This window comes from Nakamurella endophytica, assembly GCF_014646215.1.
Lineage (GTDB): Bacteria > Actinomycetota > Actinomycetes > Mycobacteriales > Nakamurellaceae > Nakamurella > Nakamurella endophytica.
Window position 1 is genome coordinate 407,684 of record NZ_BMNA01000001.1, and the last position, 24,806, is coordinate 432,489.

Sequence of the window (24,806 nt, forward strand, 5' to 3'; positions counted from 1 at the left end):
GACGCCCTGTAGTTGTTGATATACGGAGAGTAGAGAGGCCCGTAACTGACTGTCAACTCATTCTGACTGCGGGTTACTAAGCCAAAGGCGGCAGCGCGCCTGCCAAGGACCGCCCGGAGGCACCGGATCGACGCCTCTACGTCGAACTGTGAACCGATCTGTACCTAAGAGGGGTGACGATCGTCCTCTACAGCCACCGCGCCGACGGCATACCAGGAACTGCTGTCGTGACGCACGGTCACAGAGGTGCGCGAACCGGTGCTTTCTCCGGCGATCATGGCGGTGCTGGCGGTCCACTGCCGAATCCACTGCTGCACGGGGGGACGCGGATGGCACCGGGGGGACGCGGGTGGACTGCCGGGCCGCGGTCGGCTCCGGTGTCGGTCGCTCGCACCGGGCGGGAAGAGGTGAGCCGGGTCCCCGCATCCGCGAGGGTGGTCCGATGCTGCCGCCGGCTGGCGCAGGCGTGTCCATGAAAAGGTGAGGGGAAGGAAGGCACGACGGGCGAGAGGGAGGCACGCCCAGGCACGCCGGTCGGCCGGTATCCCGTCATCGCCTCAGCGCGGGCGGCGTCCCGTCACCCGGATAACCGGCGGATCTTCGTCGGGACGAGCCGTGGCCGGGACCTCGGTCGCCGCCACCGAGCCGCCCTCCCAGCCGACGGATCGAGCCCCGCCCGCTGCCGCCGTTGAGTGGAGCGGGCCCGGCCGGCCAGTGCCGGGCAGGCGGCCGCCGTCTCGCGGGCGCTACCGTCACGCGTGCTGGTGCACCGACCGCCGCGCCGAACCGGCCAACCGGCGGATCTGTTCAGGGAGAGGCCTGCCCGCCACCGCAACCCGGTGCGGGGCGACGTGCTCGCGTCGCCCCGCACCGGCTCCCGGCCCGCAGACGCGGCAACCCACGTCCAGTGAGTGGGAACTCAGGTGTAGTAGTAGTGCGGCGTGGGCGCCGACGACAGCGCCGGCAAGGTGCTCTGCGTGTTGTCGATGCGGACGCGGAAGCCGTCGGTGTCCGTGAGGGTCAGCGTGCTCACCCGGTGGCCCCTGGTGTCGCCCGAGTGCGGATCCGTGCTCTTGTACGGGACGGCGTAGTACCGGAGCTCGGAATGCGTGTTGTTGCCGAGCCGCACCGAGTAGTGGGTCGTGTTCGTGGACTTCTCGTGGTTGATCCCGCAGCCCAGCGACCCGTACGAACCGCCGGCGTTGAGGGCCGTCCCGTTGTACTCGGAGCGGTGGTTCCAGGTCGTCACACCCGTGGACTGCCACAGGCTGACCCCGTGCGAGAAGCCCATGTGGTGGGTGTAGCAGTCGTGCAGCTCCACGCCCGAGGAGTTGTTGACCCCGATGCCACAGGCCCCGACCTTCTTCCCCGACCCGTCACGCCCGTCGACCTCGACCCGGTACAGTTTTGCGCCGGATCCGCCGTTGATGTTGATCCCGAAGGTCTCACCGGGCGGGCTGTTGAAGTTGCCCGGGACGCCGGTGACCTTGATGTCGCGGAGTACCGGCGACGAGCAGCCGTAGACGTTGATGCCCTCGTAGATCTTGCCGCGCTGCGGCAGACCCTGGAGCGTGAACTGGCTGAGCAGCACCCCCGAACCCTTGGGCAGGATCATCAGCTTCAGCGGCACGCTCGCCTGGGCCGAGGTGAGGCTGTTCTCCGCGACGCGCAGCACCGTCGACGGGCCGGACCCCACGATGGACAGGTTCTGCGGGACGAGGAAACCGCAATTGTTGGCGGACTGCCCGAAACCGTGCGTCTCGAAAACACCGGCGGGCAAGGTGAGGGTCGGCTTGCTGATGCCCTGGCTGCGCGCCCTCGACATCGCCGCGTTCATGGCGGCGACGAGATTGTTGCCGCTGACACCGAGATTCTCGTACGCGTAGATTCCGGTGCCCGTCGGCCGCGTGAAGGCGGTCGTGGTGACCCCGGTGACCGCCCGCGCCGATTCCGCGCCCAATACTGCGAGTCCGGCCGAGACGCCGAACACCGCCGCCGAGCGCAGTGCGGTCCTGCGATCCACGACGAACGCCCCGCCGCGACGGACGCCGTCCGCCCCGGTCCTGCCCGATTCCAACAATGTCCCCGACTCCTTGACAGTTGTCCGCGACGGAATGCCCCGACGCGGGCGCGACGGAGCCGCGGAGCTGTCGACCTGACGTCGACCGCTCCGCTGCGTCGTCCCTGATGTGTCCGCATCGACCGGCGTTGCGGCTGCGAAAAGATTCAAAGATATAAACTCGTGATAAGCAAGAGCTTGATCATTGAAGCGTCGCAGCCGCCCCGTATGTCGGGTTCTGCCGCATTCGCTCCCATCACGCGCGGTAGTGTGACCAAGGACGCTCGCCCCGCATTCAGGTCCGCAGGGCGACGTAATGTCGGATTACTCGGCACTGCACGGACTGGTCGTTAGGCCGACCGAGGCTGACCGTGCACTGCCAATGGACTGAGCGACGACCAAGGTTGCACGCTGAGTAGCGATAGTGATCTGAGTCACACTCGACCGAGCGACCGATGCGCTATGCGTCGCCCCGCCCGCGTTGCTCGGATCGGCGACATTGCCGGGTGCTCCCTCTCCGGAGCGCTCATGCGTTGCAGTGGTCCCGAGCGAACGGCACCGGACGGACGAACGGGCGTGCTGTACTTCTCCATGTGGTGACGCGACCTTCCCCGACGCGGTCGACGGCGAGGGCAGTCACGGCAACGCCGGGCCATTCCCCCCGGTCCGCAGTGCCCGCGGTCATCGTCTCGGCCGCCGTCGGCGTCTTCACCTACATCCCCGACTTCCTGGCCCCGAGATCGACGACCTGGGTGGCCGGGGTGCTGTTCACCCTGCTCTTCGTCATGATCCTTGCCCTGTACCGCCGGCCGCCGAGGTGGCCCGCCGTCACGATCTCCCTGGCCCTTTTCTGGGTCGTGGTGTTCGTCGGCGGTGTCCGCTACGGCACCGGCCTGGACTACACGGAGACCGCGTTCACCCTGGCGATGGTGGCGTCGCTCTCGGCCGTGGTCTCCACGTTCGACCGTCGCGACGTCGGGATCCTGGTCGGCGGCATCCTCGTTGTCTGCGGCATCCAACTGGCGTTCGCGGTGGCCGAGACCTTCCTCGGTCTGTCCGCGCCGCGGGGCTACGGCACCCGCAGCGGCAGCACCTTCGACGTCAACGAATTGCTGCCGTGGACCGGGCGCGCGCCGGGCACCTTCGGGCATGCCATCCCGCTCGGGCTGTTCATGGCGGTGGCGGCTCTCCTCGTGCTGTTCCATCTCCGCCGCCTGCGGCTGTCCGTGCGCATCGGGATGGCGGCGCTGTTCGTCCTGGGCTTGATGCTGTCGGGTACCCGGAGTGCGCTGCTCAGCGTCGTCATCGCACTGCTGTTCGGCCTGTGTTCGAGCCGGTTGACCCGCCACTATCTGGCGTGGCGTCTCGCCACCTGCCTGGCCGCCCTCGGCTTCGGAGTCTTCAGCGGCGTCAGCGAACTCGTCTCGTCCCTCGGCCTGGAGGGCACCGGCAGCCTCGACCACAGACTCGCGGCGCTGGACGCCCTCGACAAGCTGTTCGGGCGCTCTGTCCCGGAGTTGCTGTTCGGCAGCGGAGCCGGGTCCATCTCCAGGCTGTTCGACCTCGGACTGCTGCAGACCGACAACTTCACCGCCGTCGACAACCAGTGGGTCACCTTGTTCGCGCTCGGCGGCTTCGTCGGCGTGGGATGCGTGGTGGGGGCGCTGGTCGCCTCGTTCCGGGGGATCCCCCCCACCGTGCGGCCGGCCCTGATCTCCATGTTCCTCATGTTCTTCTCGTTCGACCTCTTCGACCGCCTCTCCACGCTGGTCCTGTTCGTCGCCATCCTCGGCTGCGGGTCGTTGGGCCGGTGGCGCGCCGAGGAGGAGGACCGGAGGCCGGCTCCGGGGGCCGCAGGCTCTCCGGAGGTACCTGTCGGCGGGACTCGCGGGCGGTGAGCCAGTCCGGTCCTGGCGACGCAAGGCCCACGTCCGTCCCGAGGACGCCGCGACCGCGGGCCGAAGCGCCGCTCGAGAGCGTGTCGCAGTCGGGTCGGCCACAAGGGACGGCGGGCCGATCCGCCGGCTCGGCCCGTCCCACCGGAGTCCGCACAGCTGCCCGGGGCGAGGGCGAGCCGGACCTCCGCGCCCGTCCCGCCCGCTGGTACGGCTGGGCGGTCGGGGCTTTCGGCACGCTGGTCGCTCTCCTCTGGTCGTGGCACCCGTCGCTGTGGACGGACGAGTCGGCGTCGATCAGCGCGGCCGGGCGCTCGGTCGGCGATCTCTGGCGGATGGTGCACACCGTCGATGTCGTGCACGGCTGCTACTACCTGTTCCTGCACTACTGGACCGAGATGTTCGGCCGGTCCGCGTTCGCGATCCGGCTGCCCTCGGCGGTGCTGGTCGGGGTGGCAGCCGGCCTGACGGTGGTGGTGGCCCAGCGGCTCGCCGACACGCGCGTCGCGGTCTCCGCCGGTGTGGTGGTCGCCCTGCTCCCCCGGATCACCTGGGCCGGGATGGAGGCCCGTCCGTACGCGGCCACCGTGGCGCTGGCGGCGGCCGCCACCGCGGTCCTCCTGCGCGCGACGAGCCGGCCGTCCGTCACGGTGTGGGTAGGGTATTCGGTCCTGCTGGCGGCGGGCTGCTACCTCAACGTCTACGTCGCACTGCTCGGCGTCGCGCACTTGTGCTCGGTGGTCCTGGACCGCCGCGTGACGGCGCAGGCCCGGCGGGCCTGGCTGGCGTCCGCCGTCGGGGCCGCGGTGCTCAGCGCCCCGCTGCTCTGGGTGGCACTCGGACAGACCGGCCAGCTCGGCTCTGCGGTCCGCGGTCCGTTCGACTGGTTGCGCAACGTCGTGGTGAACCAGTGGTTCCTGGGGGACACCCCGACGACCACCACGGGTCGCGACGTGACGGTCCTGCGCCTGGGCGACGTCGGGTCGTGGTGGGCGCCGGCGGCCGTCGTGCTCGCGATCGCCGGCTGGTCGACGGTGGCCTTCGGGGTCGTCCGCGCCGCTGTCCGCCACCGGTCGGTCTGGACGTGGGTACGGGACCGGCCCTTCGCCTGGGCCGTTCCGTGGGCGCTCGTCCCGACGGTGGTCGTCGTCGGATATTCCGTCGTCGGGTCCCCCGTCTACAGCCCGAGGTACCTGACGTTCGCGGCGCCGGCCGTCGCGCTGCTGATCGCCACGGGCCTGGACGCGGTGGCCCGGAACTACCGGTGGGTCGTCGCGCTGGTACTCCTGGTGGCGACCGTGCCGGTGTACGTCTCGCAACGACACCTGTACGCGAAGAACGGCAGCGACTGGGTATCCGTGGCCGGTGTGGTGCACGCGGGGCGGCAGGCGGGCGACTGCATCTACTACACCCCCCGCTACCCGGGAGCGGCCGGCTTGATCGGGCAGACCACTCGCGGCATCGCCGTCGCCTATCCGCGGGACTTCGCCGGCCTGCTCGACCTGACGCTTCTCCGGACACCGGCCGCCGCCGGAAACCTCACCGGCGTCTCGCGCCCGCTGTCCGACGCCGCGACGGACATCGCCCGCTGCCCGCGGGTGTGGGTCGTCGAGCGCAACGACTACCCGCAGCCCTTCGCCGCAGCGGACGAGACCCTGCTGGAGCGGTCCGGCCTCGCCGGCCGGCTCCTGTGGCGCGGGCCGCTCGACTCGGTCCTGCTCTTCCGACGAGGATGAGCTCCTGGCGCAGTCTCGACGGAGCCGTCCGCAAGGATGGAGCAGGTGACGGGGACACGGACAGGCGCTCCCAGGTGACCGACCATCGGTCTGCGCCGAGGCGGCTGCGGGTCATGCAGTCCTACTCGGCCCTCCGGGACACGACGAACCCGTACCTGAAACAACTGCACGCCGGGCTGTCGGAGCACGTCGACGTCCGCGTGTTCTCCTGGCGGGACGCCTTGCTCGGGCGTTTCGACGTCCTGCACGTGCACTGGCCCGAGTTGCTGCTCCGGTCCCCGTCCGCTACGCGCCGGGCCCTGCGCCGGATCGCCGTCCTGGCCCTGCTGCTGCGTATCCGGGTCGGCCGGCGTGCGCTGGTGCGGACGGTGCACAACCCCGAGCCGCACGAAACGGGTTCTGCGGTGGAACGAGCGCTGCTCACGGTCGTCGACCGGTGGACCACGCTGTTCGTCCTGCTCGTGCCGACCACGCCACTTCCGGTCGCGGACAGGCCGTTCGAGGTCATCCCGCACGGCGACTACCGGCAATGGTTCGAGCACCTCGCGGTGCCCCCGTCGGAGGCCGGGCGGATGGCCTACGTGGGTCTCGTCCGGCCCTACAAGGGAGTCGAGGAACTGGTCGCGGTCTTCGGCGGGACCGCTGCCGAGCATCCGACGTGGACGCTGCGCATCGTGGGCAAGGCGCAGAGCGACCGGCTTGCGGCGGCGATCACCGCGGCGACCCGTGACGATCCCAGGATCTCGGCTCGACTCGACTACGTCTCCGACGCGGAGCTCGCCGACGAGGTGGGACGGGCGCAGCTCGTCGTCCTGCCGTACCGGGAGATGCACAACTCGGGGACCGCGCTGCTGGCGCTGTCGCTCGGCAGGCCCATCCTGGTCCCACGGAACCCGGTCACGTCGGCGCTGGCCGAGGAGACCGGATCCGCGTGGGTGCGGACCTACGCCGCCCCGCTCACTGCGGCTGACCTGGCCGACGCGCTCGCCACCGTCCCCGACGGCGCCGGGCCCGACCTGAGCGGCCGGGAGTGGGCCGGGATCGCCGCTCGGCACGCCGCGGCGTACCGACGCGCCGCGCAGCTACGCCGCTCGCGGTAGACGTCAGCGTCCGCGACGCAGCACCGAGGTCAGCAGGTTCCGGAGCATGCGGACATCCGACCGCCGCAGGCCGTAGAAGAGCCGGACCGGCACGCCGAAGTATCGCTGCAGCAGCACCAGGTTGAGGTTGCTGGACAGCAGGTTGCCGACCAGCGTGGCCAGCGCCGCGCCCGTCGCGCCCAAGGGCGGCACCAGGACGATCAGCAGGACGACGTTGACCGCGCAGGCGACGACCAGCGACAGGCTGCGCAGTCCGGGCCGGCCTCGCGCGCTCAGTCCGGCACCGCCGATGGAACCGGGAGTGCCGAGCGCGACGGCCACCAGCAGGATGAGCGCCACCTGCACCGACGGCTCGAACCCGGCACCGAAGAGGCGCGGTATCCACCACCACATCGTCGCGGCGATGCCCGCTGCGAAGGCGGAGCACAGGAAGAAGGAGATGCGGGCTGCGGCCGCGAGCCGGTCGTCGGCGCTCTCGGACGCATCCCGGGCGAAGGTCACGTCTCGGACGGAGCCGTTGATGATCAGGGGTAGCTCGCTGACGGTGACCGCGATGACGTACAGACCGAGCTGGTACGAGCCGGTCAACGGGGTCATCAAGGTCTGGTCGAGACGGGACAGCAGGATGCCGGAGATCGAACCGACCCAGATCCGCATGCCGTAGCCGAACAGCGCCCGGTAGCTGGCATGACCGGTGACGTCCTCCGCCGGGTCGGCGAACCGCCGGAAGAGACCGAGGTAGGCCAGTGCCCCCATCAGCGGCATCACCGCGAGGATCACCGTGGCGACGGTCGGCCCGAGGTGGCCGGTCAGCCAGAACGGGAGCAGCGCCAGCAACCGCAGTCCGGAGGCGAAGATCCGTTCCAAGGCCACCCGACCCCACAGGTGGTGAGCCGAGGCGACCCCCCGCAGCACCCCGACGAGCAGGTTGGGCACCACGGCCAGCACGGCGATCAGCATCAGCTGGTGGACCTGCGGCGAACCGCCGCTCAGCCAGCCGGCGGCGCCCACCACGGCACCCATCGCGCACACGCCCGCCACCGTCGTCAAGGCCGCGGCACGGCCGATCGTCATCCTGGCCAGCCCCGGGTGCCGCGCCACCGTGTAGGTGGTGGCCTCGGGGATACCGAAGGTGGCGATCGTGGTGACGAGCGTCAGCGGTGCGGTGGCTGCGGCCACCACACCTCTGCCGTCCACGCCGAGCGCGTGGGCCAGGATCGGACCGCTGGCCAGCGCGGCGACGTTCGGGAACAGGTTGCCGACGACCGTGATGAGGACCGACCGGGACATCGTCGGTCGCTTCGCCGGCGTCGCCACCGTCGGCTCGGTCATGCGGGGCGTCGCTCCTCGATCAGCGGACGCAGGAGACGGTCGCTGTACGCCGCGGCGATCTGGCGGTCGTTCCCACCCTCGCGGACGTTCGCCCGGTAGAGCGTGCCGATCTGCGTCCCCGGCACCGCGGTGAAATGCTGCTGCCGGTCGCCCAGTTGACGGGTACGGATGCCGTTCGCGACGGCGACGGCGTGGACCCAGATGTCGTCGGCCCGCGGCGCGACCTGGAGGAATCCGGTGCCCGCCGCCGCCAACCGGTCGAGCAGCGCCGGCGGATAGATGACCCCGGACACACCGGTGGGGAACACCGAGAGCAACGCCTGCCGCCCCGTCCGCGGTGTCCACTCCAGGTACGGCCTGAGGTGGTCACCGTCGAACTCCAGCAGGTGGGCCCGATAGCAGTTGATGACGTCGGGTGCTTCGCGGTATGCCGCCACCAGGCCCCGCAGCCAGCGGCGCGGGTAGAGCATGTCGTCGTCCGCGGCCACGAGCGGCAGGTCGTGCCGCGAGGTCGAGACCGCGTACGGGTACTGCTTGTTGTGCGGACCGAAGTCCGGACACGGCAGGAGCTCCAGACCTCGCCGCTGCAGCCGGTCGAGCGACCTGGGCGGATGAGCGAGGATCGCAGGATCGTCGAGCCACAGGATCAGCCGTCGCGGACGAACGGATCCGAGCCCGATCGACTCGATCGCGTAGAAGGCGGTGTCCGCCCGGTGGCCGTAGGTGGTCAGGTTCACCACGACCTGCCCGGTGCCGACGACCGGTCGGGGGCTCCACCGGTTGACCGCGCGCAACACCGCCATCCGGGTGCGTACGCGGATCGTCCGCCACGCCCCGGAGGGATCGGTCCGCAGCCGCCGCGCGAGCCGGCGGCCACGCCCGGCCATCCGCCGGACGGCGGGGACGGCGGTGTTCATGCCTTGTTCCCTTCTGCGTGCAGCCAGAGGTCGGCCGCGAGGCGCTGGTCGGTGTGCGGCAGGTCGGCGAGCACCGACTCGCGGGAGCGCGGATCCCGGGCGGTCCGCAGGATCGCGTCGAGCGTCGTCGCCGGCGGCGAGTCGGCCGGCAGCACGCAGTGCCCGTGCCGTTCCAGCCAGGACGCCAGTCCTGTCTCGTCGGAAGCGACGATGCGGACCCCGTGGCTCAGTCCTTCCAGGATCGGCAGGCCGATCTGTTCCCGCCACCCCCGCACCGGTTGGGACAGCAGGACCAGCACGTCGGCATCCCGCAGCGCCCGGTGGATCTCCGCTCGGGGCGGGTCCACCTCGACCCGGACGTCGTTCCTGTCGTCCGCCCACTCCCGGACGAGGTCGGTCAGTGGGCCCTTGCCGACGAGCCGGAGGCAGGCACCGTCGGGGAGCTGTCCGCGCTGGTCCCACGCCTGCATCAGCTGCCGGATCCCCTTGCGGTCGCTGAACGCCCCGAGGAAGAGGATCCGGGCGCCCGTCGGTGAGGGGTTGCCCGCGCCGTCGGCCAGGCATTCGCAGGGGGCTGACAAACCCTCGAAGACCTGCCAGTCCCCTCGTGCCCGTGGCACGTACCGCCGGTAGAGCTCCAGCGAGCCGGTGGTGCCGAACGCCAGGCGGTCCATGGAGCGGCTCAGGGTCCGGACCGCGATGCGCGTCAGTGCGCGAGCCGGCCGGACCGGCAGGGCTGGCCACCGCTCGGTCAGCTCGACCGCCGGGTCGGAGTAGCCGATGCAGTACGCGACGACCGTCGTCCGTCGTCCGGTGACCAGGCCGCGGAGCCGCACGGCCGCGACCTGCGCGACGAGATCGAGCCAGCGCCCGTAGGCCATCGGTTCGTTCAGCTCCACGACGTCGTAACGGCGCCGCAGCAGGTGGCCGATCGTGGCCAGCCGTCCCCGACGCGCCAGCACGGCCCCGGCGGGAGCGGTGCCCGGGTCGAAGTCGTAGCGGTGGCGGCGGTACACCAGCGCGGCCGGCGACATCGCGGCCAGCCGCTCGAGATGTGCGGTCCGGACGTTGCCGTAGATCCGGACGTGCCGGTCCGGGCGCACGGACTCCACCCGGCGCGTCGGCTGGCGACTCCGCCGCGCACCGCCGCGCGCTCGGGACAGCAGCTCGCGCAGGCTCGCGACGACGCCCTCCGACGTGCCCCGCAGCGCGGCGACGGCGACGCCGGGCGACGCCAGAAGCTGCCGGCGGCCGCCACGGAGCAGGATCGCCGTGCTCTCGGCCGGGGTGTGCGCCAGCCAGCGCAGCAGCTGCCGGGTCGGGAGGTTCCGCGCCGCGTACACCAGCCGGTTGCGGGTGTTGTACCGGTAGTAGACCCGGGACTTCGCCCGCCCGCGGCCGTCGGCCGACTGCTGCGTCGCCCCGACGGCGTGCTCGGCGACCACGTCGTCCGCCACCACCAGGGTGCCGCCGGCAAGGACGCACCGGGTGCTGAGGTCCACGTCCTCCCAGTAGAGGAAGTAGCCGTCGGCGAAACCGCCCAGCCGGCGCCAGAGCTGCGCAGAGGCGGTCAGGCACGCGCCGGTCAGCCAGCTGTGCGGTCCGGACCTCCACTCCGCCGGCCGCACGACACGGCCGGAGCGCGGGTCGAGCCCGAGACCGCGGAACCATGTGGTCCCGTCCGGGCGGACGATGCGCGGGCTGATCAGCGCGTCCGGCTGCCGGCGCGCCCGCTCGGCCAGCTGCCGGCACTGCTCGGGGCCGATGCGGGCGTCGGGGTTGAGGACGAGCAGGACGTCGCAGCCGCGGCCGAGCAGCACGTCCGCCCCCGCGTTGGCCGCCGTCCCGAAGCCGTCGTTGCCCGCGCGGGCGACCAGGGTCCAGCCCCGGTCCGCGCACAGCTCCGCGACCGCCGCCCGTTCCTTGGCCGAGTGCCAGTTGTCCACCACCACCACGTCGGCGGGGACCCCGTCGGCCAGGCCGTCGAGAGCGCCGGGGAGCAGGGCGGTCGAGCCGTAGTTGACGACGACGATGCCCAGCCGGCCGGGCCGACCCGTCGGGACGCCCGCCGGCGCGGAACCGTCGGACGCCGCCTCCGGCGCGCGCCGGTACTCGACGTGCACGTGTCCCCAGACGCCGGCGAGCATGCCCGCGCCGCGGGCGAGGGTGCGGCGGCCGCGGGCCTGCTGGGCGAGCGACCGGGTGGCCACGCCGACCGCGAGCCGGGCGGAGCCGCCCGCCGTGCGCACCGCGCCGCGACCGGTCGCACGCAACCGCACGGCCGACCGGGCGCGCGCGTCCGGTGCGAGCACCACGGAGGTGCGGACCCAGGAGTTGCCGGACCGGAACGCACGTCGGAGCACCCAGGACCGGGTCAGCCGGGACACCGGCACCCGGTCCACGACGACGGCCTCGTCACACCAGATCAACGCGCCGACCTGCGACAGCTGCCGGGAGAACAGGGTGTCGGACCCGCCGCTCTGCCCGAAGCGGTCGTCGAACCGCAGTCCGGCGCGTCGCACCACCGCAATGTCGAGCAGGAGGTTGTTGGTGGCCGCCACGTCGGTCGGGGTGCCCGTCAGCAACCGCCGGCGGTCGAAGAAACGGCCGGCGCGGATCCACCGGTCGGGTTCGGCGTCGTACTCGGACACCACGGCGCCGACGACGGCCGCGGGCCGGTGCTCACGGTAGGTCTGCAGCAGTGCCGCCAGCCAGCCCGGCCGCGGGCGCTCGTCGTCGTCGATGAACACCAGCAGGGCACCGTCCGGGCACTCGTCCAGGGCGCGGTTGCGCGCCGCCGCGATGCCGGGGCGCGGCTCGTGCACGTACCGGACGTCCGGCGCCGCCCACCGCTGCAGGACCTGCCGGGCGCTGCCCGCCGGGTCGTTGTCCACGACCAGCAGCGTCGCGGGCGGCTCGACGGCGCGAGCCTGCTCCAGCACCGCCGGGACCGCGGCTTCCAGGTCGTCGGGACGGCGGTAGGTCAGCATGGCGACGACGACCGGCGGCGACCCGGCAGGGAGGCCGGCCGCCACCGGCCCGGTGGGCGGAACGGACCCGCTCATCGGGTCACCGCCGGGGTGCCGGCCAGCTCGTCCAGCCGATCAGCGAGGGCGGTGCGGAACACCTCGGGCGCGTACCGGCTCCGGGCCGTGACGGCGTCCGTGACGGCATCCCCGCGGACCGCGTCCCAGTCCTCGAGCAGCCGGACGACCTCGTCGGCCCATGCAGTGGCGTCGTCGGGCGGCAGCCGGCGCGCGGCGGCCATCCCCTGCACCGCCTCGTCCAGCCCGCTGCCGGTGCTGACCAGCACCGGACGGGCCGCCAGCGCACCCTCTACCGCGATGTTGCCGAACGGTTCGTCGCCCTGCGACGGCACCAGCAGCACGTCCGCGGCCGCCAGGCTCGGGAACACGTCCGGGCGGAAGCCCTGCAGCCGCACCCGGTCCAGGAGCCCCGCCTCGCGGATCTGCCTCCGCAGCTGCTCCTCGAACCACTCGTAGCCGGGGAACACCGAGCCGACGACGTCCAGCGTGACGTCCCGACCCGCCTCGGTGAGCAACCGGACCACCTCCACTGCGACCTGCGGACCTTTCCTGGGTGAGAGCCGCCCGACGAACAGCAGCCGGGCGGGACCGGCGATGGCGGGACGGGGCGGCACCGCGTGCTCCGGGCCGGGCACACCGTTGTAGAGCACCCTGGACCGCCGACCGAGCGAGCGGAACGAGTCCGCCAGCACGGAGCGCGAGAACTCGCTGTTCACCACCACCGCCGTGGCCACCAGCAGCGGCGTGGCGAGCAGGCGGCGCAGCAGCCGCGGCGCCGCCCGCTCGGATTCGTGCACGTGCACCAGCACCGGCCGGCGGGACAGCCGGGCCAGCGCGATCCAGAGCGGGATCGTCAACGTCGACGTGTACAGCACCTGCGGCCGGACGGTCCGGAGCAACCGGACGCCCGCCACCGTCCCCCGCACGGTGGCGCCGATCAGCCGCACCAGGCCGGCCGGCCGCAGGGCGCTCTTGCGGAGCACCGGCGTGGGGCACAACGAGACGTCCCCGCCCCGCAGCCGGACCTCCTCGACCAGCGGGCCGGGGCCCGGCACGGTGACGTGCACCTGCCAGCCCCGGCCCACGGCCGCGTCGATCGCTTCGAGCATCACCCGGTCGGACCCGTACAGGTCCGCGCTGGGGTGGGCTATGAGCAGCGACCGTCGATCCATTCCGCTTACGGTGCCACCCCGGAGACCGTCAGGTTGTCGTAACGGGCCACAACGGGCGCGTTCGTCGACGAGCCGGACAGGTACGGGTACAGCGCCACGGAGCCCGTGGTCGACAGCGGGCTGCTGCTATCGGTCGCCGTGGCGGTCCACGCGGACGGCTCGGCAGCCCCGGTCTTCCACACCTTGGCCGACACCGCCACCGAGCTGTCGCCGGTGATCCGGAACCGGGTGGTCACCGAGTCGCCGGCGGTGTAGGTGAGTCCGGTGACCGTCACGGCCTTCAGAGTGGTCGAGGCGCCGTTGACAATCTTGACCAGCTGCAGCTGCACCTGGCCGTTCGCCAGCAGCTTGACCGTCGTCCGGTACTCGGAGTTGCCCACCTTGCGGGCACCCATCTGCAGGTAGACACCGCCGCCGGTCGGCGCCTTGTCGATCGAGGCGTCGACCAGGACGTCGACGTCCGCCGAAGACGGCGCACCGATCGTCGCGGACGGCCCTGCGCCGGCCGCCGCCAGCTTGATCTGGCCGATGCCGCCGGCGACCGAGAAGTTCGCGGCGCCGCCGGCGACCGTCCACGCCCCGCCGGTGTCCGCGGATCCCCAGCCACCCGTCGCGGTGCGCGAGAAGGTGTCCTTGACCAGCGCGGCGGGAGCGGGCGAGGTGACCGTCACGTCGTGGGAAACCGTGGCAGTGGCCCCGGCGTTGTCGGTCACCGTCAGGGTGACGCGGTACGTGCCGGCAGCCGCGTACGGGTGGGACACCGTGGCTCCGGAGACGTCCGTGGCGCCGTCGCCGAAGTCCCATGCCCAGCTCTTGACCGTGCCGTCGGGATCGGAGGACCCGGACCCGTCGAACGCGGCGGTGAGGCCGTTGCTCCCCGCGGTGAAGGCCGCGACCGGCGCCTTATTCGTGGGCGGCGGCGCGGTGACCGAGACCGCGGTGGTCTTGGTCGCGGTGGCCCCGGCGTTGTCCGTCACCGTCAGGGTGATCGAGTACGTCCCGGCGGCGGCGTAGGTGTGCGTGGTCGCGGTGTCGGTGCTGGAGGCGCCGTCACCGAAGTTCCACGAGGTGCTGACGATCGAACCGTTCGCGTCCGGATCGGTCGAGGTGGACTCGACGTTCACCGTCAGGTTGTTCTGCGCCACCGTGAACGTCGCCACAGGGGGCTGGTTCGGGGGCGGCGCGGTGACGGAGACGTTCTGGGTCGTCGACGTCGTCGCGCCCTGGTTGTCGGTCACCATCAACGTCACCGGGTACGTACCCCCCGCGGCGTAGGTGTGCGCCGCGGTCTTCCCGGAGCCCGTGCTGTTGTCCCCGAAGTTCCAGGCGTACGCGGTGATGGTGCCGTCCGGGTCGCTCGACGCGCTGGCGTCGAAGTTCGCCGTCAGCTGCGACGTCGGGGCCACGAACGAGGCCGTCGGGGCCTGGTTCGGCGCCACCACCGAGACGTCGGCCGACTTGGTGGCCGTGGCGCCCTGGTTGTCCGTCACCGTCAGCGTGACGGTGTAGGTACCACCGGCTGCGTAGCTGTGGGACGGGGTCGCCCCGGTGCCGGCGGCCGTGCCGTCACCCCAGTTCCAGGAGTACGACGCGACGGTGCCGTCCGCGTCCGAGGACGGGGTGCCGTCCACCGACAGGGTCAGACCGTTCTTGGTCGACGTCCAGGCCGCCGTCGGCGGCTGGTTCGGAGCGACGACCGAGACGTCGGCCGACTTGGTCGCCGTCGCACCCTTGTCGTCGGTCACGGTCAGCGTCACGGTGTAGGTGCCACCGGCCGCGTAGGTGTGCGACGCGGTCGCACCCGTCCCGGCGGCCGTGCCGTCACCCCAGTTCCAGGAGTACGACGCCACGGTCCCGTCCGGATCCGTGGACGACGAGCCGTCCACCGACACGCTGAGCCCGTTCTTGGTGGACGTCCAGGCCGCCGTCGGCGGCTGGTTCGGCGCCGTGCCGGTGGAGCCGGCCGCGTAGTGCGCCGAGACCTGTGCCGCGGAGAGCACCGTGCCGTAGACGGCGGCGTCGTCGATGGTGCCGGCGAAGAACGGGTTGCCGTCCCAGGTGCTGTCCCCGCCGACGCGCCAGTAGCCGTTGTAGCCCTGCGCCTGCGTCTGGCCGTTGGTGCCGATGAGCTGGCCGTCGAGGTACAGCTTCATGCCGTCCGTGTTGGACTGCGTGGCCACCACGTGGTGCCACTGCCCGTCGTTGTACGACGTCGGGCTGGTGATCACGTTCGAGAAGCCGGTCCACACGCCGAAGTTCACCCGGCCGTTGGGGCTCATGTAGACGTGCCGGTCGTAGTTGCCCGACTGGTTCGCCTGCTGGTCACCGAAGCCGATGATCTTGCCGCCGCCGGTCGAGGTGGTCTTGAACCACGCCTCCTCGGAGTAGTTCATCGGGTTGGCGAACTGGCCGGTGCCGGTGACGTGACCGTTCTGGCCGTCGAAGGTCACCGCGGTGTCGGAGGTGCCCTTCACACCGCCCGGCACGCCGAGGGTGTAGCCGCCGTAGTAGGTGCCGGTCTGGGCTCCGTCGGGTCCGGAGTCCGCAGCGGTGGTGCCGCTGGTATCGCCCAGACGCCAGAACAGCAGGGGGTTGTCGTTGAAGACGGTGGCGCCGTAGGTGTCCGACGGGGCCGCCGGGATGGTGGTGGTGCGGCCGGACGCCACCCACTGGGCGTCCACGGTCTTGCGGGACAGCACGGTCGGGTACAGCGCGACCTCGTCGATGGCACCGGCGAAGTACTGCGACGCCGGCTGGTTCGGCCACCCACCGATGTTGTCGCCGCCGATGCGCCAGTACCCGGAGAAGTCCTGGCCGGAGGTCACGTCGGTGCGCTGACCGACGAGCCGGTCGTCGACGTACAGCTTCATGCCGTCCGGGCCCAGCGACGCGCTGATCTGGTGCCACTGGCCGTCGTTGTAGGTGCCGGCCGAGTTCACCGTCGCGGTGAAGCCCGGGTAGACGCCGAACCAGATGTGCCCGGCGTTGTCCATGTAGATGTGCCGGTCGTAGGAGCCCGAGGAGCCGGTCGCGCTGCTGCCGAAGCCGAGGATCTTGCCGCCGGACGTGGTCGTGGTGTTGATCCACGCCTGGGCCGTGAACGTGTCCGGGCTGTCGATCGCCGTCCGGGTGGCCGCGCTGGTGCTGCCGTCGAAGGTGGTCGCCGCGTCGCCCGGGATGGCACCTGCCGTGCCGCGGGTGATGCCCGCCCCGGCGTCTGCGTCGTTGAAGCCGGCGTTGTCCATGAGGATGGTCCCGGTCGACTCGTTCATCGGCCAGTACGTCGCCGCTCCGTCGGCGAGGACCCGCTTGGCGTAGGCGGTCTGCGTGTCGGCCGGCGCCTTGTAGGTGATCGACAGGCTCTGCGTGGAGTTGCCGTCCGGATCCGAGGTCGTCAGCTGGTACTTGTAGGTCGTTCCGGGCACGACGTTCGAGTCGATGTAGCCCAGGGTCGGCCGGGTCCAGAAGTTCGACTTGGCGGTCGTCCGGTAGATCTCGGTGCCGTTGCGGGTCAGCACGTAGGTCAGCGTGTCGCTGTCCTCGTCGGTGTTCGCACGCCACGAGATACGGGCCTTGGCACCGATGGCCGTCACCGTCGGGTTCGTCTTGCTGCCCAGGTACTGCGGACCCGACTTGCCCGGGGCGATCGGCTTGACCGCGAACCGGACGAGGCCCTGCTGCGCGATGCCGTTGACGGACGGGAACTCCCCGCCCATGACGACGTACTGGCTGTTGCCGGTGACCGACCAGGCGGCCTGGTCCTTCCCGGTGACGCTGCCGACGGCGAACTCCGGGAACCAGTGCATCAGCGACGGGGTCGGCGTGCCGTAGTAGTCCCAGTAGCCGTACGGGTCATGAGCGGCCGTGCCGGTGGCGCGCTTGGTGTAGGCCAGGGCGTGCCGCATGTTGACCGACCACGGGTCGGACTGCGGGAAGCCGCCGATGTTGCCGCAGTAGTGGTCGTGGCTCACCGTGAAGAAGGCGTCGGCGCCCGGCCACACGTCGTACGTGTCGCCGTGGCAGTCCTCCAGGTAGTTGATGTTGCCGGTCACCGGGTCCGCGGAGAACGCACCCTCGAGGTTGCCGCCGCCGCCGAAGGTGTAGCCGCTGCCGAAGATGTTCTGCCCGTCCGTCTTCAGCGACAGGATGGCCGAGTCGTTGCCGGCGTTGTGCACGGTGTTCGTGGCGTTCCACGGCAGCAGCGCGCCATTGGCAGGGTCCAGCTTGGCGAGCCCGTAGGACCCGTACTGGGTGGTGTCCCCGTTGACGTGGGCGAACGCGCCGCCCGCGATGATCGCTCCGTCCGGGGACACGACGAGCGCGTTGACGGTGTTGTCGGCCGTCGGGGCCCAGCCGGTGAGCGCGCCGTTGCTGGCGTTGAACGCGGCGAAGCGGGAGCGCGCCACAGCTCCCGACTTCGCGAACGCCCCGCCGACGTACACGGTGGTGTCCGTGGCGACGATGGCCTTGACGGTGTAGTCCACGCCGGCGTTGAACGTGGTGATGAGCGCACCGGTGGTGGCGTCGAGCGCGGCCACCCTGGCTCGGGATCCGCCACCGATCGTGGTGAACTGGCCCGCGACGTAGATGCGCTTGCCGTCCGGGGACGCCGCGATGGCGTTGACCTGGTTGTTGGGCGCCGGGTTGAACGCCGTGTTGAGCGCCCCGGTGCTCAGGTTGTACGACAGCATGTTCGACCGGGCAGTCAGGCTCGTCCCGGGCGCGGCGCCGGCCGGCCGCGCGTTGGCGAACTTGCCGCCGACGTAGACCGTGTTGCCGACGATCAGCTGGGTCAACGCCACGCCGTCGATCTGCGTGGTGGGCAGCACGTCGGTCGTCGGCATGGTCGACGTGATCGGCAGGACGGGTCCCGGGTCGGCGAGCGCCGACGGCGCCGCGACGGCGGCGACCCCCAGTCCGCCCAGAACCAGCGCACCGGTCAGGACGATGCTCGACAGCTTCCGCGTCGTCGTGGAAACGCGCACCGCAGTGCTCCTTCTGGTCATGAGAGGGTTCCGCTGAACAGGGCGACGGGCGCCTGGGCGGAGTAGCTGACGGACAGGTGTGCTGGGTTCTTGAACTGCGCGCCCAGCGTGTAGACGTAGATGCCGGTGGCCGTGGCCCCCGGAGCGAGCGAGCCGGTCACCGGCTTCGCGGGACTGGCCGACATGGCGCCGGCCGAGACCCCGGAGGCGTCCTGCAGATCCGCGACGACGTTCCCCAGGTCGATGGGTGCGGACGAGGCGTTGCGGAAGGTCAGCGAGATCTGGACGCCCGGCCCGGAGATCTCGCCCGGGAGCTGCGCCGTCGTCGTCACCTTCTTGATCGACGACACCGTGACGGTCACGCCGTTGCCGTAGGCGGCGGCGCTGGTGAGCGGTACGGGCGGAGCGGTCTCGACGGTCCCGGTGGGCACCGTCTGGTGGACGTTCCCGCCGCCCGGTGCTGGCACCGGAGTGGTGACCCGCGCCGGCGTCGATGCGGGAGCGCTGGTGTGGCCGGTGCCACCCTGCGCCGAGGTGCTGCGGCCGGAGCTGCTGCCGGTCGTCGCGGCAGTGCCGGTGCCGGTGCCGGTGCCGGTCCCGGTGCGGGTGCCGGTCGGTGCCCCGGTGACACCGGCGGAGCTGTCCGAGCTGTCGGTGCCGGAACCGGTCGACGGCGCGGCGGCGCCCGTGGTGGCCGCGGCGACACCGGAGTCGGTGACGCCGTTCCCGCCTGCGGCCGACGCGGACGAGGAGGTGCCGGTCGCGGACGCCGAGCTGCTGGTCGCGCCGTCCGGGGCGGACGTGCAGCCCGCGGTCAGCACGATCGCGGCGCCGGCCGCGGCCAGCACGGCCGCCCAGCGGCGCCGCTGCGCGGTGTGGATGGTGGTCATGTGGTGGTGCCTCGCACTGTTCCCGTACTCCTGACGGACGTGTCCCCCGGTTCCGACAGGCTCTTCATGTCGGTGAACCACTTGACGGCGGCCAGGGCCATGAACCCGGCATTGGCCGCGAAGATCGCCAGGTAGACCCAGGCGAAGACCACGGGTGCCCCGAGGAGCAGGAACACCACGCACAGCAGGCCGTAGTCGGTCGGCACGACCAGCAGCGACCGCAGACCAGAGGTCGTCCCCCGCTCGATGGTCCGGCCGGTTCGGGCCGTGACCGTGCGGCGCAGCAGGTCGTTGAGCGTCATGCCGAAGAACATGACGGCCGCCACCACGGCGAACCCGATCGGCACCAGGAGGAAGGCCCGGGCCGGGAGGTCGACGAAGCGGTAGAAGCTGATGAGCACCGCGAGGTGCAGGCTGGAGATCTTGGTCGCGTCGACCATGTGGTCCAGCCACTCGCCGGACGGGCTGCCGCCGCCGCGCAGCCGGGCCAGCTGGCCGTCCGCTGCGTCGAAGGCGTATCCCAGGACCAGGCATGCGGCGACCACGAGTCCGATCGGCCAGCTCGGCCGGATCAGCGCCAGCACGGCGATGCCGGCGAACGACCAGGCGGCGCTGATCGCCGTCACCTGGTTCGGCGTCATGCCGAGCCGGAAGGCGGCGGCGGCGATGCGGCGACCCAGCGGGCGGTTGACGAACCGCGAGTACGCGGGTGCGCCCTTGCTGGTCTTCTGCGCCCGCGCCAGGGCCTCGACGGTGTCCCGGTAGGTCGCCGGCCGCAGCCGGCCGCCCACGGTCGGCCGTCCCGCGGGTGCGGTGCTCTGGTCGGTTGCGGCCATCACGCCGTCCCCTCTGCTCGTCGTCCGCGGCGCCGCGTCGCCCGGCTGGTGGCCAGCCGGCGGCACAGGTCCTCGTAGCGGTCCGTCACGTCGTCCCAGTCGTAGCGGCGCGCCTGTTCCAGGGCCAGGCGGCCCCGTTCGGCCACCTCCTCGGGATGCCGCTCGGCGTCCTCGACCAGCTCCGCGACGTCCTCCGAGCTGCGGAAGAAGCGGCCGGACCGGCCCAGCACCTCGTGGTTGAAGCCGACGTCGAACGCGCTTGTCGCCGCGCCGGCGCCGACCGCTCGCAGCAGCGACGGGTTGGTGCCGCCGACCGAGTGCCCGTGCAAGTAGGTCCGCGCGCCGGCGTAGAGCTGGTCGAGCAGCTCCTGGTCCCAGACGCCGCCGAGGAACCGCACCCGGGCGTCCGCGGCCTGGTGGATGCGGTCGGTGTACTCCTGGGCGTACGGCGCGGAGCCCACGACGACCAGCGGCAGCTCGGCCTTGCTGGCCGAGTAGCCGCGGACGATCTCCAGGACGTGGTTCTCCGGCTCGAACCGCGCGACGACCAGGTGGTAGCCGTCGGCGCGCAGGTCGAGCTCGGGCAACCGGTGCGCCTCGCGGTCCACGACCGGAGCCCCGTAGGCGATGAGATCCGTCGGCGCGGCGTAGGTCTCGCGGTAGTAGTCGGCGATGCCCTGCGCGTCGGCGATCAAGGCGTCCGACCAGCGGACGGCCATCCGCTCGGCGCGCTTGTAGTACCGCTGCCCGGTCGGTCCCCACTTGGCGCGCCGCCACTCGAGCCCGTCGACGTGCGTGGCGAAGGGCACCCGCGCAGCCCGCAGCAAGGGCAGGAAGGGGGCGTTGGCGCAGTTGAACACGACCGCCGCGTCCGGGCGGTGGGTGACCGCGTGGGCGACCGACAGACCCGTGTGGGACAGCGTCTCCAGCGTGCGCTGGTGCAGGGCCGGCAGGTGGACCAGGTCCATCCCGAGGTATCGGGCCGGCCGGTCCGCGTCGGCGTTGCGGCAGTACACGGTGACGTGGTGGCCGCGATCGGCCAGCCGGCGGCCGACCTCCTCGACGCAGGTCTCGAACCCGCCGTAGCGGGCCGGCACCCCGCGGGTGCCGATCAGGGCGATCGTCAGCGGCCCTCGCCGGGACGAGGGAGAGGTGGAGTGCGACACCGGTCAGACCGCCGCTCGGGGTCCGGACCGCTGCTCCGGGATGCGGACCGGCGCGATGGCGGGGACCACGGACAACGGGGCCAGCGGCGCCGCGGCGGCGACAGGGTTGGAGGCGGTCGAGGAGTGGCGGCGGGTGCGGTCCCGGCCGGCGACGGCGAGGCCGGCGATCAGGGCAAGCAGGCCGGCGACGGCCCAGGCAGCGGTGACCATGGTCATCCCGAGGAACGAGGCTCCGGTCGGGCTCGGGGCGACACTGCTGGCCGGCGCGGGAGCGCCGGCGGCGTGCGCGGAGACGACCGGGACGAGCAGCAACGACGCTGCCGTCGAGGTGGCGGTGAACAGTCGCGCGGCGTGTCTGCGCGCGCGCCGGTGCAAGGTGCCGGACAAAGTTGGGGATCCCCTCGGTGTGGTGCTGGCCTACCGCTTTGCAGGGATCCCCGACGTCACACCTGCGCTGCACTCCGATCGGAGTACGGCAACGATAACACTTCGTCACTGCGGTGTCCCGGGAGTGCAACAGAACCGTGACCAATCCACCCCTTGGCGCGAGCGACCGGGTGGAGATCACCCTCCGCGGTGAGTCGGTCTTCGCCGCGAAGACTTCACGGCGTCGACCGCGCGATCGGATATGCCGCGGACCATCGCCCGGAGGAGTAGGTTACGTCGCCGCATCACCCAGAGAGCAGGCTCGGTTGGTCCGGACGGGTAGGACCATCCCTTTCGGGAAGGTGGTCTCCGGGCCCGCGTCACACCGCCGTCATCCGCATCGGGGACGATCTGGGCATGTCGACCACGTCCGTCCCGCACCACCCGTCCCCGTCCGACGTCACCGACGGTGATGGATCGCTGACTACGGAGCAGCAGGGCGCTCGCCTCCGCGCCGACGTCCGCCGGGTCGGCACGCTGCTCGGCCGGACGCTCGTGCGCCAGGACGGGCAGGACCTGCTCGACCTCGTCGAGCAGGTCCGGGCGCTGACCAAGCAGGCGGCGGAGGCGGGTGACCCGGCCCAGCGGGCGGCGGCCACGGCGCAGGTGCGCGCGATCCTGGCCGATCTCCCCACCGACCGGGCCACCGCGCTCGTGCGCGCCTTCTCGGCGTACTTCCACCTGGCGAACGCCGCCGAGCAGGTCGACCGGGTGCGCGAGCTGCGCCGGCGGCCGGCTGACGGCGGGTGGCTGGCCCGCGCCGTCGACGACGTCGTCGCCACCCTTGGCCCGGAGGGCACCCGGCAGGCGATCGCGGACCTGGACGTCCGGCCGGTGTTCACCGCGCACCCGACCGAGGCGTCCCGGCGCAGCGTGCTCACCAAGCTCCGCCGGGTGTCCGACCTGCTCGCCACCGACACCGTGCCCGGCTCCGCGGCACGGGCCCGGCAGGACCGGGACCTGGCCGAGGCCATCGACCTGCTCTGGCAGACCGACGAGCTGCGGCAGGTGCGGCCGACGCCGATGGACGAGGCCCGCAACGTCGCCTACTACCTCCGGCAGATCCTCGGCAGCACGTTGCCCGAGCTGCTCGACGAGCTCGCCGACCACCTCGGCCGGCACGGCGTCGAGCTGCCCGCGGATGCCGTCCCGCTGACCATGGGCACCTGGATCGGCGGCGACCGCGACGGCAACCCCAACGTCACCGCACCGGTCACCCGGCAGGTCCTCGAGCTGGACTTCCAGCTGGCGGTCGCGCTGGTCCTGGACACCGTGGACCGGCTGATCGCCGCCCTGTCGCCGTCCACGGAGATCGTGACCGTCTCCGTCGAGCTGCTGGACTCGCTGGCCGAGGACCTGCGGCGGCTGCCCGGCCTCGACCCGCGGGTCAAGGAGCTCAACCGCGACGAGCCGTACCGGCTCAAGCTGACGTGCATCAAGGCCAAGCTGCTCAACACCCGCGGCCGGGTCGTCGCCGGCACGCCGCACGAACCGGGTCGGGACTACGCGCAGCTGTCGCAGCTGCAGGCCGACCTGGCGGTGGTCGCGGACTCGCTGGACCGCAACGCCGGCGAGCTGGCCGCCGGCGGGATCCTGGCCGCCGCGCGGCGGTCGGTCGCCGCCACCGGTCTGCAGGCCGCCACGATGGACGTGCGCGAACACTCCGACGCCCACCACCAGGCGGTCGGCCAGCTGGTCGACCGGCTCGGCGAGCTGTCGGTGCCCTACGCCGACCTGGACCGGCCGGAGCGACTGCGGCTGCTGGGCGCGGAGCTGGCCTCGCGCCGCCCGCTGGCCACCCGCCCCGTCCGGCTCGACGAGGCCGGGACCCGGACCTTCGACGTGTTCACCGAGATCGGCAGGGCGCTGGACACCTACGGTCCGGACACCATCCGGACCTACATCATCTCGATGACCCACGGCGCCGACGACGTCCTCGCCGCCGCGGTCCTGGCCCGCGAGGCCGGGCTGATCGACGTCCACGGGCTGGGCGCGGGAGCCGGCGAGGGCCCCACCGCGCGCATCGGCTTCGCCCCGCTGCTGGAGACGGTCGAGGAACTGCGCCGCTCCGCCGAGGTGGTCGACGAGCTGCTCTCCGAGCCGACCTACCGGGAGATCGTGCGGCTGCGCGGCGACGTGCAGGAGGTGATGCTGGGCTACTCGGACTCGAACAAGGAGGCCGGGATCACCACCAGCCAGTGGGAGATCCACCGCACCCAGCGCAAGCTCCGGGACGTCGCCGCCCGGCACGGCGTGTCGCTCGTGCTGTTCCACGGCCGCGGCGGGACGGTCGGCCGGGGTGGCGGGCCCACCTACGACTCGATCCTCGCCCAGCCGCACGGCGTCCTCACCGGCGCCATCAAGTTCACCGAGCAGGGCGAGGTGATCAGCGACAAGTACGCCCTGCCGGAGCTGGCCAAGGAGAACCTCGAGCTGACGCTGGCCGCAGCGCTGCAGGCCAGCGTGCTGCACCGCGAACCACGCCTCTCGCCCGAGCAGACCCGGGTCTGGGACGAGACCATGGACACCGTCAGCGCCGCCGCTTTCGCGGCGTACCGCGCCCTGATCGACGACCCGGACCTGCCCGCCTACTTCCTGGCGTCCACCCCGGTGGAGCAGTTGGGCTCGCTGAACATCGGGTCCAGGCCGTCCCGCCGCCCGGACTCCGGCGCCGGGATCGGCGGTCTGCGGGCCATCCCGTGGGTGTTCGGTTGGACACAGTCCCGGCAGATCGTCCCGGGGTGGTTCGGGGTGGGGTCCGGTCTCCGTGCCGCTCGCCTCGCAGGTCACGAGGCCCAGCTCGCCGAGGCGTACCGCGATTGGCACTTCTTCCGCACGTTCGTCTCGAACGTCGAGATGACCCTGGCCAAGACGGACCTGGACATCGCGGCGCTGTACGTGCAGGCTCTGGTGCCGCCGGAACTCGCGCACGTCTTCGAGGCCATCCGCGCCGAGCACGACCTGACCGTGCAGGAAGTGCTGCGGGTGACCGGCGAACCGGAGCCGCTGGCCGGCCAGCCGGAGCTGCAGCGGACGCTGACCGTCCGGGAGCCCTACCTGGCGCCGATCTCCTACCTCCAGGTGGACCTGCTCCGGCGGCTGCGGCACGGCAGCGGGATCGACGCCGATCCGGGCGCGTCCGAGGAGGACGAGGCCGCGCTGCAACGTGCCATGCTGCTCACCATCAACGGGGTGGCGGCAGGCATGCGGAACACCGGCTGACCGCCGCACCACGGCGGTACGCC

15 protein-coding genes are annotated in these 24,806 nt (G+C 71.9%); 5 read left to right on the forward strand and 10 right to left on the reverse strand.

Annotation, left to right across the window (positions count from 1 at the left end; all coding sequences use genetic code 11):
* Positions 1 to 919: 919 nt before the first annotated feature.
* Positions 920 to 2,077, reverse strand: a complete 1,158-nt coding sequence (locus tag IEY37_RS01825; protein WP_188939775.1) for a hypothetical protein — start codon at positions 2,075 to 2,077, stop codon at positions 920 to 922.
* Between the two features lie 653 nt (positions 2,078 to 2,730).
* Here IEY37_RS01825 and IEY37_RS01830 point away from each other — a divergent pair.
* The 3 genes from IEY37_RS01830 to IEY37_RS01840 all read left to right on the forward strand — a co-directional run bounded on the left by IEY37_RS01830 (position 2,731) and on the right by IEY37_RS01840 (position 6,790).
* Positions 2,731 to 3,957, forward strand: coding sequence for an O-antigen ligase family protein (locus tag IEY37_RS01830; RefSeq protein WP_188939776.1), 1,227 nt, complete (start codon positions 2,731 to 2,733; stop codon positions 3,955 to 3,957).
* Between the two features lie 80 nt (positions 3,958 to 4,037).
* Positions 4,038 to 5,690 (forward strand): glycosyltransferase family 39 protein, encoded by a 1,653-nt coding sequence (locus tag IEY37_RS01835; RefSeq protein WP_188939777.1) that lies wholly within the window; start codon positions 4,038 to 4,040, stop codon positions 5,688 to 5,690.
* A gap of 113 nt (positions 5,691 to 5,803) precedes the next feature.
* On the forward strand, positions 5,804 to 6,790 hold the full coding sequence (locus tag IEY37_RS01840; protein ID WP_188939778.1) for a glycosyltransferase: 987 nt from the start codon (positions 5,804 to 5,806) through the stop codon (positions 6,788 to 6,790).
* A gap of 3 nt (positions 6,791 to 6,793) precedes the next feature.
* Here the strand turns inward: IEY37_RS01840 and IEY37_RS01845 are convergent, their stop codons facing one another.
* Genes IEY37_RS01845 through IEY37_RS01870 form a run of 6 tightly spaced genes read right to left on the reverse strand, consistent with a single transcriptional unit; the run spans position 6,794 to position 18,674 of the window.
* On the reverse strand, positions 6,794 to 8,122 hold the full coding sequence (locus IEY37_RS01845; protein ID WP_188939779.1) for an oligosaccharide flippase family protein: 1,329 nt from the start codon (positions 8,120 to 8,122) through the stop codon (positions 6,794 to 6,796).
* Complete coding sequence (locus tag IEY37_RS01850) at positions 8,119 to 9,039, reverse strand: hypothetical protein (RefSeq protein ID WP_188939780.1); 921 nt, start codon at positions 9,037 to 9,039, stop codon at positions 8,119 to 8,121. The genes IEY37_RS01845 and IEY37_RS01850 overlap by 4 nt, the downstream gene beginning before the upstream one ends.
* Complete coding sequence (locus IEY37_RS01855) at positions 9,036 to 12,104, reverse strand: glycosyltransferase (RefSeq protein WP_188939781.1); 3,069 nt, start codon at positions 12,102 to 12,104, stop codon at positions 9,036 to 9,038. The genes IEY37_RS01850 and IEY37_RS01855 overlap by 4 nt, the downstream gene beginning before the upstream one ends.
* Positions 12,101 to 13,258 carry a glycosyltransferase family 4 protein gene (locus IEY37_RS01860; RefSeq protein ID WP_188939782.1) on the reverse strand — a complete coding sequence of 386 codons (1,158 nt, stop codon included), beginning with the start codon at positions 13,256 to 13,258 and terminating at the stop codon, positions 12,101 to 12,103. Before IEY37_RS01860 ends, IEY37_RS01855 begins: the two co-directional genes overlap by 4 nt.
* A gap of 5 nt (positions 13,259 to 13,263) precedes the next feature.
* A complete protein-coding gene (locus IEY37_RS01865) occupies positions 13,264 to 18,243 on the reverse strand; it encodes a PKD domain-containing protein (protein WP_229673562.1) in 4,980 nt (1,659 codons plus the stop codon).
* Positions 18,244 to 18,260: 17 nt separating this feature from the next.
* The gene (locus IEY37_RS01870) at positions 18,261 to 18,674 is read right to left on the reverse strand and encodes a hypothetical protein (protein ID WP_188939784.1); all 414 of its coding nucleotides are present in this window, start codon (positions 18,672 to 18,674) and stop codon (positions 18,261 to 18,263) included.
* On the opposite strand from IEY37_RS01870, the gene IEY37_RS01875 reads away from it, so the two are divergent.
* Positions 18,667 to 19,167: a hypothetical protein gene (locus IEY37_RS01875; protein ID WP_188939785.1), complete on the forward strand. Its 501-nt coding sequence runs from the start codon at positions 18,667 to 18,669 to the stop codon at positions 19,165 to 19,167. The genes IEY37_RS01870 and IEY37_RS01875 overlap by 8 nt on opposite strands.
* Here the strand turns inward: IEY37_RS01875 and IEY37_RS01880 are convergent.
* The 3 genes from IEY37_RS01880 to IEY37_RS01890 are packed head-to-tail and all read right to left on the reverse strand — an operon-like array spanning position 19,130 to position 21,522.
* Positions 19,130 to 19,969 carry a CDP-alcohol phosphatidyltransferase family protein gene (locus tag IEY37_RS01880; RefSeq protein ID WP_188939786.1) on the reverse strand — a complete coding sequence of 280 codons (840 nt, stop codon included), beginning with the start codon at positions 19,967 to 19,969 and terminating at the stop codon, positions 19,130 to 19,132. The two genes, IEY37_RS01875 and IEY37_RS01880, sit on opposite strands and share 38 nt — an antisense overlap.
* On the reverse strand, positions 19,969 to 21,135 hold the full coding sequence (locus IEY37_RS01885) for a DUF1972 domain-containing protein (protein ID WP_229673564.1): 1,167 nt from the start codon (positions 21,133 to 21,135) through the stop codon (positions 19,969 to 19,971). The genes IEY37_RS01880 and IEY37_RS01885 overlap by 1 nt, the downstream gene beginning before the upstream one ends.
* A 3-nt stretch (positions 21,136 to 21,138) precedes the next feature.
* Positions 21,139 to 21,522 carry a hypothetical protein gene (locus IEY37_RS01890; RefSeq protein ID WP_188939787.1) on the reverse strand — a complete coding sequence of 128 codons (384 nt, stop codon included), beginning with the start codon at positions 21,520 to 21,522 and terminating at the stop codon, positions 21,139 to 21,141.
* Between the two features lie 396 nt (positions 21,523 to 21,918).
* Here IEY37_RS01890 and ppc point away from each other — a divergent pair, with 396 nt between their 5' ends.
* Positions 21,919 to 24,783, forward strand: a complete 2,865-nt coding sequence (ppc, locus tag IEY37_RS01895; protein ID WP_188939788.1) for a phosphoenolpyruvate carboxylase — start codon at positions 21,919 to 21,921, stop codon at positions 24,781 to 24,783.
* Positions 24,784 to 24,806: the final 23 nt, after the last annotated feature.